Annotated in this window: 9 protein-coding genes; 3 read left to right on the plus strand and 6 right to left on the minus strand. The window is 54.1% G+C overall.

Annotated elements, in window-relative coordinates:
• The first annotated feature begins 167 nt into the window (after positions 1 to 167).
• Positions 168 to 2,504 (plus strand): helix-turn-helix domain-containing protein, encoded by a 2,337-nt coding sequence (locus tag BN3772_RS27005; RefSeq protein WP_042203449.1) that lies wholly within the window; start codon positions 168 to 170, stop codon positions 2,502 to 2,504.
• 103 nt (positions 2,505 to 2,607) lie between these two features.
• On the opposite strand, the gene BN3772_RS27010 is transcribed toward BN3772_RS27005, so the two are convergent.
• From BN3772_RS27010 to BN3772_RS27035, 6 genes are read right to left on the minus strand one after another with little or no spacing between them, the layout of a single operon-like run.
• Positions 2,608 to 3,624, minus strand: coding sequence for a glycoside hydrolase family 130 protein (locus tag BN3772_RS27010; RefSeq protein ID WP_042203450.1), 1,017 nt, complete (start codon positions 3,622 to 3,624; stop codon positions 2,608 to 2,610).
• A gap of 2 nt (positions 3,625 to 3,626) precedes the next feature.
• A complete protein-coding gene (locus tag BN3772_RS27015; RefSeq protein ID WP_042203451.1) occupies positions 3,627 to 6,767 on the minus strand; it encodes an alpha-mannosidase in 3,141 nt (1,046 codons plus the stop codon).
• Between the two features lie 3 nt (positions 6,768 to 6,770).
• Positions 6,771 to 9,074 carry a glycoside hydrolase family 3 N-terminal domain-containing protein gene (locus tag BN3772_RS27020; protein WP_042203452.1) on the minus strand — a complete coding sequence of 768 codons (2,304 nt, stop codon included), beginning with the start codon at positions 9,072 to 9,074 and terminating at the stop codon, positions 6,771 to 6,773.
• A 33-nt stretch (positions 9,075 to 9,107) separates the two neighbouring features.
• Positions 9,108 to 10,730, minus strand: coding sequence for an extracellular solute-binding protein (locus tag BN3772_RS27025; protein ID WP_042203453.1), 1,623 nt, complete (start codon positions 10,728 to 10,730; stop codon positions 9,108 to 9,110).
• 40 nt (positions 10,731 to 10,770) lie between these two features.
• On the minus strand, positions 10,771 to 11,682 hold the full coding sequence (locus tag BN3772_RS27030) for a carbohydrate ABC transporter permease (RefSeq protein ID WP_042203455.1): 912 nt from the start codon (positions 11,680 to 11,682) through the stop codon (positions 10,771 to 10,773).
• A 17-nt stretch (positions 11,683 to 11,699) separates the two neighbouring features.
• On the minus strand, positions 11,700 to 12,650 hold the full coding sequence (locus tag BN3772_RS27035) for an ABC transporter permease (protein ID WP_042203457.1): 951 nt from the start codon (positions 12,648 to 12,650) through the stop codon (positions 11,700 to 11,702).
• 357 nt (positions 12,651 to 13,007) lie between these two features.
• Between BN3772_RS27035 and BN3772_RS27040 the strand changes: the two genes are divergently transcribed.
• Entirely contained in the window at positions 13,008 to 15,761 is a 2,754-nt protein-coding gene (locus tag BN3772_RS27040; RefSeq protein ID WP_042203458.1) for an alpha-mannosidase, read from the plus strand.
• A gap of 32 nt (positions 15,762 to 15,793) precedes the next feature.
• Positions 15,794 to 17,074: a glycoside hydrolase family 125 protein gene (locus BN3772_RS27045; RefSeq protein WP_042203459.1), complete on the plus strand. Its 1,281-nt coding sequence runs from the start codon at positions 15,794 to 15,796 to the stop codon at positions 17,072 to 17,074.
• Positions 17,075 to 17,283: the final 209 nt, after the last annotated feature.

A 17,283-nucleotide genomic window follows, 5' to 3' on the forward strand; every position in this document is an offset into this window, starting at 1 on the left:
ACCGGATAGCAGCATTTTTTTGAATATGAACATAATTTGCTGCTCCATATTAAAGATTATAATGTTATAATGTTTATATTAGCATAAGATTGCTCAGAAAGAGAACAGTGTTTATTATTTAAATATCTCTAATTTGAATGAACATTTTAACACTGGAGGGACGTTTAATGGCAAATCCTGCACCCAAGTCATCCTTGTTCGCCAGATTCCGGCTCAATTGGAATCATCTTAAATCCAAACTTCTGCTGAAGTATGCTTTTTCTTATATCCTCATCTTTCTGATCCCTTTAACTGCCGTAACGATCTTTGTTTATGAAAACGCTGTAAAGGGCCTGCGGGTCGAAATTGAACAATCGAATGTCAACCAGCTCACCCAGGTGAAGAATACGATAGATACCCGTATGGTCGAGCTGCAGGAGATTTCAGGCAGAATAGCCTATGATAATCATCTGACACCTTACATGGTAAGACATCCCTACTACAGCCTCGAGGCTATCCAGGCGCTGGCTAACTACAAAGCAAGCAGCAGCATTACGGAAGACCTCTTCCTGTACTTCCATGACGATTCCAATATTTATTCCTACCGCGGCCTGACCGACCTTAATGTGACATTTAATACCCTCTACCAGTTCGAGCACTGGACACCGGAAAATATACGCCAGACCCTTAACGAAACGACCCAGCCCGTAATGCGTCCGGCGGAGAATGTAACGGTCAACTCCCGCCAGGAATCCATGCTGGTTATGCTGGTCCCGGTTAAACCGAATGACCCGTTTCCCTATGGAACCGTTGTGTATCTGATGAAGGAATCGAAGCTGACCGGTGTCATGGATTCGATTCTCAGCGATTTTTCGGGGAGCAGTTATATCTTCGGGGCCAGCGGTGAGGTGCTGACTGCGAACAGCCACGGCATCAGCCTGCCACGGGAAGAGCTCAGCACCCTGTCCACGCTTGAGCCGGGTATACATAATCTCAATATGGACGGTGAACAGTACTCCGTAGTCTCAATCCGGTCCGAAGAGAATGGCTGGAACTATGTGACCACGATGCCAAGCTACCAGTTTTTCAGCCGGGTTGCGCATGTTCAGACCCTGATTACGCTCGTTTTCTGTATTACAGTCATCACCGGCATTGCCGCCGCACTGCTGCTAGCCAAACGGCAGTACCATCCGATCAAGGATCTGATGGAGTTCGCCAAACTGAGAGGCAGCGGCAACGAGACGATGAAGCTGCGGAGTGAATGGGAGTGGATCCGGCAGACGCTCCATGACTACAGTGCAAGAATTGACCTGCAGGAGCCTTTTGTCCGTAATCAGTGCATGCTGCTGCTGCTCAAGCACGGCAAGCCGGATGATCCCGAGATCGAGCAGATGATTCTCAGCGCAGGCCTCAAGCATCCTCAGGGACAAGGCCTCTACTTCTCGGCGATCCTGTCCTGGGATAACGCTGCACCGGCTACCGGTTCTCCGCAAGAACGCCTTCAGGTACAGGAAATGCTCAGCAATATCTGCCTGCCCGGTCCGGGTGCCCAGATCTTCGGTGTCGAATTCTCGACCAAGGACCAGTTCGCCCTCATTATTTCACTTCCCGGCGGTCAGGCCGGGCCGGTTCAGAGCACCATGGAACAGGTTATTGAAGGGATTCAGGCTGTGATCAGTGAACATTCCGGGCTTGGGTTAAGCATCGGTGTCGGCATGGCCTACAGAGACCTGGCCCAGCTTAACCAGTCCTTCATCGAAGCCGCAGCAGCGCTGGAGCACCGGATGATCCGGCGCAGCGGGCAGGTGACTTACTTTGAACAGCTGACCGAGCTGAATCCTCCTGCCGCCGAGAGCTTCTGGATTCCTCGTAAATCCATGCTGAAGCTGGAGCAGAGCCTTAAGCAGGGCAGTGAATCGGTAACTGTCCAGTTGATCGCCGACATCATTGATACAATCAGGGATGAGCCGCTGCCGGTTCATCTGCTGCGATGCATCTGCTTTGATTTGCTGAATGCCTTTTTACGCACCGCCTCCGAGCTCGGTATGGATGAGGTATTCGCAGACATTGCGGGGCTCACCACCTTCGATACGCTCGAAGAGCTGGAAAGCCGCCTTCGCTCCCTGGCTTCCGCGATCTGTGAGCAGGTTGAACGGAATACAGAGACAAGCGAGTCCTCATTAATGGACGACATCCTGGCTTATGTGGACCAGCAATTCGCGGATTATACACTCAGCCTGGAGCATGTAGCGCTCAAGTTCTCCATTTCGACCTCTTATTTAAGCCGGAGCTTCAAGGAGAAGACCGGCAGCAATTTCTCACAGTATATCTGGCAGCGGCGGGTGGATGAGGTCATCCGGCTGCTGGAGAATACGAGCGCACCGCTTAAGGAGATTATTGAGCAGGTAGGCTATCTGGATGCGCCGAACTTTATCCGCAAGTTCAAAAAAGAAACCGGCCTGACGCCTGGGCAGTACCGCAAGGACTACGCCTCGAAGGGAACTGCTGCGAAAAGACCGGTATAGATTGCGGATCTTCCGCACACGAAAAGATAACTCATATATTCACGGCTCCACAAAGTACCTGAGCTACTCTACAAGCCAAGGTGAGCTTTGTGGGGTTATTTGGTTACTGCGCTTCCTTCAGAATATGCTCCACCAGATCGTTCAGCGGAACGGTCGCAAGCGCGATCGCAGTGTCTGTCACCCCGTAATAGATATAGAGCAGTCCGTCTTTAACCACATTTCCTGTCGGGAAAATAACATTTGGAATCTGGAACCCGAATTTCTCATAATACGTCTCCGGCTCCATAATGAAGTTATGTGTCCGGGCAATGATTTTCTCGGGCTGTTCCAGATCAAGCAGCATAGCCCCTACACGGTAGACGATGTCCTCATCGACGCCGTGATAGAGCACCAGCCAGCCCTTGTCTGTACGAATCGGTGGCGTGGAGCCCCCGATTTTCCGCGATTCCCAGGACAGGTTCCCGGCTTTGGCAAGCAGCTTGGGCTCTTCCCAGTGGATAAGATCCTCAGAGTAAGTGATCCACATAGCTGCCTTCTCGGTTCCGTAGGCTTCGCCCACGTATTCTTCGGGACGGCGCAGCAGCACGAATTTGCCGCCGATTTTCTCAGGGAACAGAATATTGTCACGGTCATTGATATCCAGCGGTGTCGTATCCGCCACAAACTCCCAGTCCAGCAGATTATCCGATTTCAGAATGGAGGAGCGTGTCAGCCAGTGCCCCTCCTCTTCCCCCCAGCCGTCCGGGTATTCCGGAATGGAGCGCTCAGGAACCCCTGCCCCGGTAGGATAGTAGCTCATGGCGCAGGGGCGCAGGGCATAGTTCATATAAAAGATTCCGTCGATTTTGACAATCCGCGGGTCCTGCACACTGCCGTACGGAAAGCCCAGCATATCAGGCGTCACAATCGGCTCATCCTTCACATGGGTGAAGTTTACGCCGTCCTCGCTCTCCAGGAGGCCCAAAAAGTTCTTGCACGGGGTCAGGGAACCTGCGGTGCGCTCGATCATATAGAATTTCCCGTTATCGATAATGACCGCAGGATTAAAGACCGTAACCTTGCGCCATTCATAGCCCCCCGGGACGACAATCGGATTGTTTGGATGTCTTGTGATTTGCATGTCTATTCCTCCTGCGAATGTTGTTCATGGTATAGTTTGATCGTTTGGACCTCGTAAGGTTTAAAAGAAAGCCTGGTAACTCCACCGGAAGTCTCCACAGGGCCCGTCTCCGTCTCCAGCAGATTTACACGGCAGACGCGGGTATCATCGGCTTTCCAGTCAAGTACAGCCGTATCCCGGCTTCCTGAGGATTCATACAGCCGGACAATCGTTCCGCTGCCGTCCTCTGCATGCTTAATCGTATCAAGCATGACATGCCCGCTCTGAAAACCAAGCCAGGCGCAGGTACCGGGAATACTTCCGGAATGAGCCTCCTCGCTGATTGCAAGCAATGGTTCGTTCAGCTCTGCAGCTTCACGTACAACCCCCGCCTGGCGCCATTCGCCATTGTGCGGATAGAGAGAGTACGTAAATTCATGCTCACCCTGATCCGCGTAGCGGTCAGGCCAGCGGGGCGCGCGCAGCAGCGAGAGGCGCATCACTCCGTCATGGATATCGTAGCCGTATTTACAGTCATTCAGCAGACTGACGCCATAGCTTCCCTCAGACAAATCCGCCCATCGGTGGCCGCAGACCTCAAATTGAGCCTGTTCCCAGCTGGTGTTGCGGTGAGTCGGACGGTCCAGGGCTCCGAACGGAATCTCATACGCAGCCTTCGAGGCTACAATGTCCACCGGAAAAGCCGCCTTAAGCACCTTGTGCTGCTCTTTCCAGTCTACCCGGGTCTGGAAATCTACTCTGCGGCTGTACCGGGGCAGTGTTATCTCCTGCTCAATCAGGGATTCATTCAGCTGCCAGCGAAATTTCAGCACCGTCAGCAGAGGTCCGCTGACCAGTACCTGCCGGTCCAGCAGCTTCGCCCGGCCGGCAGGCTGCTGTTCATACCGCGGGTCGAGGTCCCAGGCATCCCATAAAGGCGGGGTGTCATGGAAGAACTGCAGCTGGTTGCCGGTCAGCCCGGGCTGAAGCAGCTCCCGGCCGGCACTTTTGTCATACCAGCGGCTGATTTCGCCGTCTTCATTAAATTTAAGAATATAATGCTCTGTCTCCCATTGCTCCGGGAAGACGCTTCCCGCGCTGACATCCGCGGGCGGGTTATGCTGTTCAGCAGCCTTCCGCAGCCAGAATGTCCGGCAGCCGAAAGCAGGGACCTTGCGGACCCGGACGGCCAGCGTATAATGGCCGCCGGCGCCATCCGTGTTCCAGCATTCGCTGTCCAGCAGGCCGTCCTCATCAAACGCCTGTAGCGTGGTCAGATTGCTGTCGCCCTCAATGCGTATCAGCCCGGTTCGCTCCCAGCCCAGGCTGTTGAAGACGACATAAGGGCGGCCTTCCCCCGAGGTATCCACTCCGCCTGCCAGTGCACGGAGTGAAATATCCAGCACCTGCCGGCCCAGGCGGAAGATTTCCGCGTACTGCTCCCGCGAGGTGGTGTAAACTTCCGGTATGGCAGTCCCCGGGATAATGTCATGGAACTGGTTAAGCAGCAGCAGCTTCCATCCTTCGGCAAGCTCCGGTTGTCCAGGTTCCTGCCGCTTCAGAAGTCCGCTCTTTTCCGCGAGGACACTCCAGATTTCGGCTTGCCGGTACAGGATTTCAGCCTTGCGGTTGCTGCGTTTATTAAAGGCATGTGTAGTGAACGTCCCCCTATGAAGCTCCAGGTAGAGATCACCGTGCCACGCGGGCAGCTCCGGCTTGCGCTGGCCGATCTCCGAGAAAAAGGCCTCCGCGGTAGAGAATTGGCTGACCGGCTGGCCCGGCGTCAGGCCGGTACGGTCCACATATTCCAGCATTTCATGCGTAACCCCGCCTCCGCCGTCCCCATGCCCGTAGAGCAGCATCAGCTCATCATGCTGCTCCTTCTGGGCATAGGCCTGCCAGTGCTCCTGGACATCCTTCGGATGAGTATGCTCATTCACCCCGTGGTTTTGATAGGCCACGATTTTCGTTCCGTCAATACCAACCCAGTGGAACAGCGTATGCGGGAAGGGATTGGTATCATTCCAGCCGAGCTTCGTGGTCATGAAATAATCGATTCCGGCCTGCTTCAGCAGCTGCGGTAAAGAGGCGCAGTAGCCAAAGGTATCGGGCAGCCATTCAATCGCAGACCGTTTGCCGAACTCCTCCATATAGAATGCTTGTCCATACAGCATCTGCCGCACCAGCGATTCCCCGCCGGGGATGTTCAAATCGGGTTCGATCCACATGCCGCCGACCAGCTCCCAGCGGCCTTCGGCAATCCGTTCTTTAATCCGTTTGTACAGCTGCGGATAATGCTCCTTGGCAAAGGCATACAGCAGCGGCTGGCTCTGGGAGTAGCGGAAATCCGGATACTTGTCCATCAGGGCGCAGACCGTAGAGAAGGTCCGGCTGACCTTGCGTACCGTTTCCCTTACCGGCCACAGCCAGGCTATATCTATATGTGACTGGCCGACCATGTGCATCGTTCCGGCGGACAGCCCCTCTGACCTTTGCGCCGAGACCTCCGCACGCAGCTGCCGTTCAGTATCTGCGACAGCTGCTGTGTCACGGATCAGCTCCTCTTTCATGTAGAGTGTATCCATGACGCGCTCAAGCGCCTTCTCGAGACGGATGCGGCGCATATCTTCTGCAGGCAGCAGCAGGGCTGCTTCATGCGCCGTCTTCACTGTATGCAGCAGGTTGTATACAGGCGGATCCACACGGACGAGTGTAATCTCAATTCCGTCCAGCGGCGGCTTAATCACCGCCTGGCGGTTCAGGGGGTCCTCGGGCTCGGGTATCGGATCATACAGCTCAATGCCAAGCTGCAGCTTCTCTCCGGCAGCTCCGGAAGGCAGCGGAATGAACCAATGATTGATGTCCAGGCCGTGGTGCGGCTCACTGTTAATACTCAGCAGTCCCTCCCCGCGGCCCAGATAGAGCAGTGCAGTCTCTTCACGCGGCCAGCCCTCGGGGAGCGTAATTTCGCGCTGAAGGAAATACGTAGTACCATATCCGCCGTCAAGCCGGGAAATGCTGTACTGAGGATGAAGCTCCTCCTCATGCTCGTATACGCCTGGTGTTATGTAGCGTGATTTGCGCATACTCCATTCCTTCAGCTCTATCTTCTCCGCCCACTGCCTTTTGGCCAGCCAGCCGATAAACCGTTTCATACGTTTCATAGCTCAGCCTTCCTCTCTGACATGAAGCGGTGCCGTCAAATATTCTGCGGAGTGGGGGCCTGCCATGATTGTAAATTCCCCCGGCTCCACGATCCGCGTTAAATCTGCCGATACATATTCCAGCTGCTCCCTGCCGATTTTGAACGTAACCGTCTGAGTAGCGCCGGGCTGGAGGCTGATCTTGCGGAAGGCTTTAAGCTGCTTCTCCGGACGGGTTATGCTGGAGGCCAGGTCCGAAATATACAGCTGAACCACTTCACTGCCCTGCCGGTCACTTGCATTCGTGACATCAACGGAGACAGCGGCTTCCTCATCTGCAGAGATAACGGTTGGCTCTACCCTCAAGTTGCTGTATTTGAACTCGCTGAAGCTAAGGCCGAACCCGAACGGATATTCGGCATGGAAATCAGTCTCCAGGTAGCGTTTGCCTCTCGTCCGCCGCTTGTAGTAGTACACGGGAAGCTGGCCGACATGCTTCGGAATACTGATTGTCAGCCGTCCGGAAGGATTCACATCGCCGAAGAGAATGCCCGCGATGGCATGTCCGCCTTCCTGCCCGGGATACCAGGCTTCCAGAATGGCATCGGCATGTTCTACAATCCATGGCTCGGCGATCGGCCGGCCGTTGATATAGACGATAATGAGCGGCTTGCCCAGCTTGTAGATCTCCTGGACCAGCTCAAGCTGAACACCCATCAGATTCAGCGTGGCGCGGTCGATCCCCTCGCCGCACTCCATATCGCTCCAGGAATGTTCAGTTACGACAGAAGCACCGGTGAGCAGATCAATCGTCCCTTCGCCAAAGTCTCTGGCGCTTGAGCCGCCAATGGCCATCACAACGGCGTCAGCCTCAGCTGCACAGGCAAGAGCATGAGCGAAGCCTTCACGGGAATTGCCTTTAATCCGGCAGCCCGGAGCATACAGCACCTGGTCCGGCGCGCCGCCAAGCGCCTGGCGGATTCCATCCAGCACAGTGACAATCGCGCCTTTGGGCTGGGGTGAGGTATAGTCGCCCAGTTGATTGTACGCCGCATCTGCATTGGGCCCAATCACTGCCAGCTTTCCGATCCCCTTGCTCAGCGGAAGTATTCCGCCTTCATTCTTCAGCATAACAACGCTCTCGCCGGCAATACGCCGCGCCAGCTCCCGGTGCTCCGGCTTGCCTATCGTCTGCTCCGCCTGTTCAGGATCCGCGTAGGGACGGTCAAACAGCCCGAGCCTGAATTTCAGCTCCAGAATCCGGGCAGCCGCGCGGTCCAGATCAGACTCCCGCAGCCTTCCATGATCAATAGCGTCAAAGATATGCTTCTCGAACATCTCTCCCGACATCTCCATATCGATCCCGGCCAGCAGCGCCTGGGCAACTGCCGCTTCCCCGCTGTCCGCTGTGTTATGCCCGTTCGTCAGCATGCCGAGCGCTCCACAGTCTGTAATGACGAACCCGTCAAAACCCCATTGTTCCCGCAGTACATCCTGCAGAAGATAACGGTTGGTCGTGCAGGGAACTCCGTCAATTTCGTTATAGGCGGTCATGATGGACAAGGCTCCGGCTTCCACAGCTTTGCGGAATGGAAGCAGATCTACTTCATGCAGTTCACGGTACCCCATATGCACCTGCGCAGAGTTCCGGCCGCCTTCCGAGCTGCCGTAAGCGGCGAAATGCTTCAGGGTTGCCAGAACGGAATCTTCAGCATCCAGCCGTTCCCCCTGCAATCCCTTGACCGCCTCCACTCCCATCGCGGCAATCAGGAACGGGTCTTCCCCGAAGGTCTCTTCCGTCCGGCCCCAACGCGGATCCCGCACGACATCAAGCACCGGCGAATAGGTCGCCGCACCGCCCTGGCTGCGGGTTTCCAGTGCCACTGCCCGGCACATCTCCCGGTATAATCCGGGATTCCACATGCTGCCCAAAGCCAGCGGCACCGGAAATACAGTTGCGCCAATCGCCATATGCCCGTGTGAGCACTCTTCGCCGAACAGAATGGGAATGCCGAGACGGCTCTCCTTCATGGCATAAGCCTGAATGGCATTAACCGCCTCCGCGCCTTCCTTCGGCGATAAGCCTGTCTCCAGGGTGACACCGGTCCACGGGTCTGCACGCAGCGTACCATACAATGAACCTACGCCCCCGGCGGCAACCTGCCGTTTGAAGGCCTCCGTCATGCCAACCGTACCGTCTGCCTGCTTCTCGTAGCACTGCCACCCGAAAGGCTGGACTAATTGTCCAGCCTTCTCTCCGGTTGTCATGCGCTGCAGCAGATCCTGTACCCGGTCCGCTACAGGGCGTGTTTTATCCTTATAGATCATGTTTACAGCACCTTTCCGCATTAAAGACTTGAATTAGTTGGCTTTCCAGCGGTCGTACGCAGCCTGATTGATCTCCGCTACACGCTCACCGCCCATTTTCTTGACAGTCGCCACATAGTTATCCCAGCCGGAGAGCGGCTCGGCACCGGTAATAAACTTCGCTTCCATCTGCTTCACATAGGTGCTCAGATCCGAATTCAAACTGCTGATTTCAGTCTGCTCTTCCACCGTGAGGAACAAGGCCGGGAACGGAATACGCGCCCCCTTATCAAGAAGCTTCTGCTGAGTCTCCTGCTCTACCCAAAGGTCAAAATCTGTTTTCAGCCCTTTATTAATATCATCCATGGAGAGGGTTGGAGCCGGGATACCGTAGTTAGGCGTCAAGGTCGCCCGGTAATCTTCCATCTCCTTGCCGTCCGGTACAGGCAGGTACTGTTTCACTCTGTTGGCTTCGTCCGTGTATTCCCAAAGAATTCCCTCAGGCCCTTTATTGAAGAACGTTGCGCCTTCATAGGAATACAGGTAGTCCACCCAGCGGATTGAGGCTTCAGGATTCGGGTTACTCTCAGAGATGGCGAACGCGCCGGTAGTAATCCCTCTGTTCTTGGCAATCGCCGGGGCGGCTACGGATTCGCTGCGGACCGGTGCGAACATCGGATCTTCCGTTGAAGGCTCGCCGCCTTTAGTCATATAAGCATGCCAGTCGGAGAACAGGGCGACACGGTTTTCCTGTGCCTTCGCCTTCTTCTGTTCTGCCGTCTGCGAGAAGCTCTCGTGATCCAGCAGCTCTTCCGACCACAGACGGTTCATATAGGTCAGATACTCCTTGAACCCTTCCTCAAGCGGTGTATAATGCACAACATCGTTGTCATCAACATAAATCTCTTCCTCATAGACGCCGAAGGCGCCCAGCAGCCATGTACGGATATCACGGAGATTCGCAGCGGTTGTCGTTACCGAAGAAATCGGAATTTCGTCTGCGATGCCGTTACCGTTCGGATCTTCCTCTTTCACGCGCTTCAGATAGGTGTACAGCTCTTCAGTCGTTTCAGGAAGCTTCTCAATGTTCAGGGCCTTCAGGAAATCCCCGTTATACCACATAGGGTTGCGGTACCAGTGCTGGCTGAGCTCCACGACCGGCAGGGAATAAATATGTCCGTCCGGTGCTGTGATCGACTTGCGGACATCGGGATTCTCCTCCAGCAGCGCCTTGAAGTTCGGGGCGTATTCATCAATCAGATCCTCCAGGGGAAGCAGGATACCCTGTTCTCCATAATTCATCTGCTCTGCAGTCGTCAGACCGGCAGCATAAAAGATATCCGGGTAATCGCCGCTTGCAAACACCAGATTCTTTTTGGTCTCAAAGCTGTCCTTCGGCGCATTCTGGAATTCCATCGTAATGCCGGTGAGCTTCTGCATCTCCTGCAGTACAGCCATGTTCTCCCAATTCTGAATCCCTACATCCGGCGCCATCATGGTCAGCGTAACGGGTTCATTTACAATCGGGAATCCTTCCTTATTCGCAGCGGCCTCTGTTCCCGCCGCACCGCTGTCCGATGCTCCTTCATTCGAGTTGCCGCTGCCGCAGCCTGCCAGCAGTGCCAGGATCATGGCCGAAGACAGCAGAAGCTTCCATGGTTTACGTGTGGTCTGCATAAATGTGATTCCTCCCGTAGTATCATTAGATTTTATACACTTACCCTTTGACAGAGCCAATCATGACCCCTTGGACAAAATAACGCTGCAGGAACGGATATACAGCCACAATCGGCAGGGTGGAGACAACAATAACCCCATATTTGATCAGCGATGCCGTTTCTGCCTTATTGTTCATTGCTACAGCCACTTCGCCGTTAATCGCGGCGCCAGTGGTTTCGGCCGACATTTCCTGAAGGACAAGGATCTGGCGTAATACCATCTGCAGCGGATACTTGGCTTCATCGTTCAGATAAATCAGGGACGGGAAATAGCTGTTCCAGTGCCCTACACCGTAGAACAGGGCCATAACGGCTACAATCGGTGCCGACAGCGGTAAAATGATGCGGATGAACAGCTTCAGGTTGGTACAGCCGTCAATGTGTGCCGCTTCCTGGAGTTCTTTGGGGATCGTCGTCTGAAAAAACGTGCGGGCCACGACAATATTCCAGACGGATGCGGCTACCGGCAGGATCAAAGCCCCCATGCTGTTAATGAGGCCCAGGTTCTTGACCAGCAGGTATGTCGGCACCAGCCCGCCGCTGAAGAACATCGTGAACAGAATGATGCCCATAAACAGGTTGCGTCCGACAAAATCAGATCTGCTTAGCGCATAAGAGGCCGGCAGGGTAACAGCAAGATTAAGCAGCGTGCCTAATACCGTATAGATAATTGTGTTTAAATAACCGTTCCATATCTTCGGGTTTTCAAAAACCAGCTTGTAGCCGTCCAGTGTCACATTCTTCGGGAACAGCCACATGGCTCCCGAATTGACGTCCTGCGGCGAGCTGATCGAAGCGCTGAGGATGTAGATCAGCGGATAAAGGACAACCACCAGGGCAAGACACAGATAAACATAGGTGCTGATCAGAAACAGCTTATCTCCCCTGGATTCTTTCATGGCAGTAACCAAAAGACTTCAACTCCTTTCTACCAGAGGCTGTTCTCACTGGTCCGTTTGGCAATCCGGTTCACGGTAACCAGTAGAATGACATTGACCGCCGAGTTAAACAATCCGACAGCCGTTGAGAAGCTGTACTGGGCGTTCACAAGACCGGCCCGGTACACATAGGTGGAGATTACATCGGAAGCTTCCATATTGAGCGAGTTCTGCAGCAGCAGAATCTTTTCAAAGCCGAGACCCAGAATATTCCCCATGTTCAAAATCAGCATGATCGTAATTGTAGGGATAATGGTCGGCAGGTTGATATGCAGCACCCGTTTGATCCGGCTCGCTCCATCCACTATGGCTGCTTCATGCAGCTGAGGATCTACACCCGACAAAGCCGCGAGATAAATAATCGTCCCCCATCCGGTGCTCTGCCAGACGCCCGAGAAGACATACACGGTCTTGAACCAGGCCGGATCGGTCAAAAACTGTGCCGGCTGAAATCCGAGGAACTCTATGACCCGCACAATCATTCCGATAGAGGGTGATAAAAAAGTAATGATCATTCCCGCCATAACCACTACAGAAATGAAATGCGGCGCATAGGTGACGGTCTGGACCGTTTTTTTGAACGGGCCGTTGCGGACCTCATTGAAGGCAAGTGCCAGAATAATCGGCAGCGGAAACCCGATCGCAAGCTCATAGAAGCTGATGCTGAAGGTGTTCCAGAGCAGGTCCCAGAAAAAATAGGAATTGAAGAACCGTTCGAAATGGTCAAAGCCGACCCACTCACTGCCCGTGATCCCCTTGGAAGGTACGAAGTTCTTAAAAGCAATCTGGATGCCGTACATGGGACCGTAATGAAAAATGAAGAAATACAGCAATGCGGGAAGCATGAACAGATACAGCTCCCAGTTTTTCCAGATTCTTTTGCCCAGGGTATTCTTCTTCAATGAAGGATTTCCGGAACCCAAAGCTTTACTCCCCTTCATTCTCCCACTCCTCTCTATGTCAGTTTTCATAACATTAAGCCGTGTAGCTGCTTCGCATTCTTGTCAATGCAACTCCTGCTAACGCTTACAACACAAAGTGTAGTGGAACTTAGCTGACATCGTAAATATGTAGGTTCTGCATTGTCATGTTAAAAGAGTGTAAAACCGCGCCGTTGCGCCGCTTTCCTCCCTACCTTGTCATTGTCACCCGGAGGCGCGCCACTGTTGCAAATGTGTGAATTATGAACCTTTCCCAGGGCTGCAAAAGTTACATATTGTGATCACAGGTGAGGTATGCAAACATTTGCTACGAATGCCCGACTAAACGATTGACTGATGATATAGGAGGTTTCTGACATGCCCCGTACAACTGCCCACCTGATCTCGCACACCCATTGGGACAGGGAATGGTATATGCCTTATGAACGTCATCATGTGCTGCTCGCCAAGCTGATGAATGAACTCCTGGAAACGCTGGAGAAGGATGAACGCTACCGTTATTTTCACCTGGACGGACAGACCATTATTATTGAGGATTATCTTCAGGTTCACCCCGAAAAAAGAGAAGCGCTGGAAAAATTCATCCGTGAAGGACGCATTGTCATCGGCCCCTGGTATGTGCTCCAGGATGAGTTCCTGACCAGCTCGGAAGCCAATGTCCGTAATCTGCTGACCGGCCATCAGGATGCGGCCAAGTATGGTGTCATCTCCAAACTGGGCTATTTTCCGGATTCCTTTGGCAATATGGGACAGGCGCCGCAGCTGCTGAAGCAGGCGGGTATTGAGACCGCAGTGTTCGGACGCGGCGTGAAGCCGACCGGTTTTGACAATCTGGTCGTAGATTTGAACAGCGCCAGCTATGAATCGCCTTATTCGGAAATGTTCTGGGCATCCCCTGACGGCTCAGCCGTGCTCGGACTGCTCTTCGCCAACTGGTACAGCAACGGCAATGAGGTGCCTGCCGATGCGCAGGAAGCCAAGGTCTTCTGGGATAAGAAGCTCGCCGATGCCGGCAAATATGCTTCCACTCCCGAGCTGCTGTTCATGAACGGCTGTGACCATCAGCCTGTGCAGCTTGATCTTGCCGATGCGCTGGAGACCGCAAGAAAGCTGTATCCGGACGTGGACTTTGTCCACTCCAGCTTCGAGCAGTATCTGCAGGCGCTTACGCCTTCGCTTCCCGATGATCTTGTAACAGTGAGCGGCGAGCTGCGCAGCCAGCACACCGACGGCTGGGGGACACTGGTAAATACCGCTTCCGCCCGCGTCTACCTGAAGCAGATGAACCAGCGGGGCCAGACGCTGCTGGAGAAGGGTGCCGAGCCGCTCGCCACACTTGCTTATCTGCTCAGCGGACAAGCCTATCCTCACGCCATGCTAACCTATGCCTGGAAAACGCTGATGCAGAACCATCCCCATGACAGCATCTGCGGCTGCAGCGTGGATGAGGTTCACCGGGAGATGATCACACGCTTTGAGAAGAGCAGACATGCCGGTGAAGCGATTATTGAAGACAGCCTGAAGGCTGTCACCGGACAAATAGACACTTCCAGTACAGCTTCCTGGGGAGAATCCGCTATTCCTGTAGCCGTCTTCAATACAACAGGCTGGGAGCGCAGCGGAACAGTAAGCGTGGAGGTTATTGCCGCCAAGCGTTATTTCAAGGAAGGACCGAACCCGCCGGCGATATTCGAGGCGCTGGACCGGCTGCCGCTGGATCTGAAGAGCGGCCGGCTGCTGGACACTGAAGGGCAGGCCGTCTTCTGCCGGGCAGAGGATCTCGGCACTCGGTTCGGCTATGAGCTGCCGGACGACCAGTTCCGCAAGCCGTATATGGCCCGCATCATCCGTCTGACCTTTGAAGTCTCACAGGTACCTCCGCTAGGCTACACAACATACGCCTGGGTACAGTCACCGGCTGCGCCTGCCGAAGCTGCGGCCAGTCCGCTAAAATTGACAGAACGTGGAATGGCCAATGAATTTCTTGCGGTTCAGATCCGGGAGGACGGCTCCTATGATGTAACAGACAAGACCACCGGCAAAGTCTTCGGAGGACTCGGTGTCTATGAGAACTGCGGCGATATCGGCAATGAGTATGTGTTCCGCCAGCCGGATGGGGATGTGCCGCTGACTACCCGTAGTCTTGCGGCCCGCATCTCGCTTGCCGAGCATGAGCCTTACCGCATTACCTATGAAATTGTTCACGAATGGCAAATACCGGCTTCAGCCGACGCTTCGCTCGGGGATGAGAAACGCCGGATGGTTCCTTTCCGCAAGCGCAAGGCAGGACGTTCCGCTGAACAAATGCCGCTGCGGATTGTAACCCGGATCAGCCTGGAGGCTGCCGGAACCGGCGTTCAGATCTCTGCTGCGTTTAACAATCAGGCCATGGACCACCGGCTGCGCGTGCTCTTTCCTACCGGACTGGCCGCCTCCACCCTTCTGGCCGATTCCATCTTTGAAGCGGCGGAGCGTGATATCGAGCCGGCTCCTGACTGGATCAACCCGAGCAATGCGCAGCATCAGCAGGCTTTTGTCAGTGTGTCGGACGGCAGCAGCGGCCTTATGATCGCCAACAAAGGGCTGAATGAATACGAGGTTCTGCGCGACGGCAGCAATACCATTGCGGTAACCCTGCTGCGCAGCGTGTCTGAGATGGGAGACTGGGGAGTGTTCCCGACACCTGAGGCCCAGTGCCTCGGAGAACATACTGTAGAATTTGCAGTTCGTCCTTATGCCGGAGACGCCGGCCAGCCTGAAGCCCCGGCCTGGGCCTATCAATACCAGACGCCTTGGTTCGCAGCCCAGGCCGGCATACAAAAGGGTACGCTGCCTGTCCGCTACCAGCCATTGGAGTGGCAGGGCCGCACACTTGCACTCTCTGCCTTCAAAATGTCCAAAGACCACGAAGACGTTATCCTGCGGTGGTACAATCTGGCGCACAAGGAGCAGGATCTGACGCTTAAGGCTAACTTCCCCGTCCAGACTGTATATGCCAGTGATATTCTGGAGCGCCGGAAACACGAGCAGGCTTCAGACGAAGGAGCTCTTCACCATACCGTCAGCAAAGCCCAGATTGTCACCTATGCGCTGCAATCGTTACAACCCTAATATCAATCCATTATGCCAGGAGGAGTTAGACTATGAACCTGCCAGCTTCCATTACCCAGTATCTGAATGAGGCCGATGAGCACCTCGCCCATCATCCCAAACTGCAACAGCTGTTCCGCAACTGTTTTCCGAATACGCTGGAGACTACAACCAAGCTGCTTGATGACGGAACCACCTTCGTATTCACAGGAGATATTCCGGCCATGTGGCTGCGCGATTCCACGGAGCAGGTACGCCACTATATTCCTTTTGCCAAAAATGACCCCGGGCTTCAGCGGATCCTCCGCGGCCTGATCGCCCGGCAGATGTTCTATGTCAACATTGATCCTTACACCAATGCCTTCAACGAAACGGCAAGCGACAAGCATTACCGGGATACTGATGACTGCAACCTGAATCCGTGGATGTGGGAGCGCAAATACGAGCTGGATTCCCTCTGCTTTGTCGTTCAGCTGGCTTATATGTACTGGAAGGAAGCGGAGCAGAGCGATATTTTTGATACTGCATGCTATCAGGCGCTGACCTCTATTGTAAATGTTATAGAAACAGAGCAGCATCACGGGGAAAAATCTCCGTACCATTTCATCCGCCAGACGCTTCAGGATACAGAGACGCTGTACAACAACGGGCGCGGCATGCCCGTCAACTACACCGGCATGAGCTGGTCCGGCTTCCGTCCGAGCGATGACAGCTGCGAATTCGGCTACAATATCCCGTCTAACATGTTCGCTGTGGTGATTCTGGGCTATATCCGCGAGATCGCAACCGGGGTGTATAAGGACGAAAGACTGGCCGCCCGGGCAGCGAAGCTGCGCAAGGAAATCGATTTCGGCATCCGTACCTACGGCATTGTAAACCATCCGAAATACGGTAGAATCTATGCCTATGAAACGGATGGCTTCGGAAATTACTCCTTGATGGATGATGCCGGTACACCAGGACTAATGTCGATCCCTTATATTGGATATGTGGGCGTTGAAGATGAAATTTATCAGAACACCCGCCGGTTTGCGCTCAGCTTCGATAACCCTTTCTATTTCGAAGGCAAGCACGCCAAAGGGATCGGCAGTCCGCATACGCCGGGCGGTTATGTATGGCATATGGCGCTGTCCATGCAGGCGCTGACGGCAGACAACGATGAGGAGATCAAAGAGCTGATTGATATGCTTATCCGGACCGATGCAGATACCGGGTACATGCACGAAGGCTTCCACCCTGATGATCCTGCCGACTTCTCACGCGAATGGTTCGCCTGGTCCAACAGTCTGTTCGCCACGCTGATCGGCAAAGCGATGGATAAAGGGCTGGTCTAACCGGAGCTTCCTCCGCGGATTCTGGCCATGACCTGCATTGTATAAACAGATATTGTCAATAAAAAAACCGGCTGCATCTTCCTGTTTAAGGAGGGTGCAGCCGGTTTTGGCTTGCTGATTTACAGCATATTAGGTTGATAGCAAACAAAGTACAACTTGCTCCATAACCTTAATCCGCCGTATGACCAAAGACTCCCATTCCAACTCCA

Source organism: Paenibacillus camerounensis (assembly GCF_000723885.1).
Lineage (GTDB): Bacteria > Bacillota > Bacilli > Paenibacillales > Paenibacillaceae > Paenibacillus_AQ > Paenibacillus_AQ camerounensis.

Bases quoted from the DNA above. Each gene is read 5' to 3' on its own strand.
- BN3772_RS27045 (WP_042203459.1), top strand. From the start codon at position 15,794: ATGAACCTGCCAGCTTCCATTACCCAGTATCTGAATGAGGCCGATGAG.
- BN3772_RS27025 (WP_042203453.1), bottom strand. From the start codon at position 10,730: ATGCAGACCACACGTAAACCATGGAAGCTTCTGCTGTCTTCGGCCATG.
- BN3772_RS27005 (WP_042203449.1), top strand. From the start codon at position 168: ATGGCAAATCCTGCACCCAAGTCATCCTTGTTCGCCAGATTCCGGCTC.
- BN3772_RS27035 (WP_042203457.1), bottom strand. From the start codon at position 12,650: ATGAAGGGGAGTAAAGCTTTGGGTTCCGGAAATCCTTCATTGAAGAAG.
- BN3772_RS27040 (WP_042203458.1), top strand. From the start codon at position 13,008: ATGCCCCGTACAACTGCCCACCTGATCTCGCACACCCATTGGGACAGG.
- BN3772_RS27010 (WP_042203450.1), bottom strand. From the start codon at position 3,624: ATGCAAATCACAAGACATCCAAACAATCCGATTGTCGTCCCGGGGGGC.
- BN3772_RS27020 (WP_042203452.1), bottom strand. From the start codon at position 9,074: ATGATCTATAAGGATAAAACACGCCCTGTAGCGGACCGGGTACAGGAT.
- BN3772_RS27015 (WP_042203451.1), bottom strand. From the start codon at position 6,767: ATGAAACGTATGAAACGGTTTATCGGCTGGCTGGCCAAAAGGCAGTGG.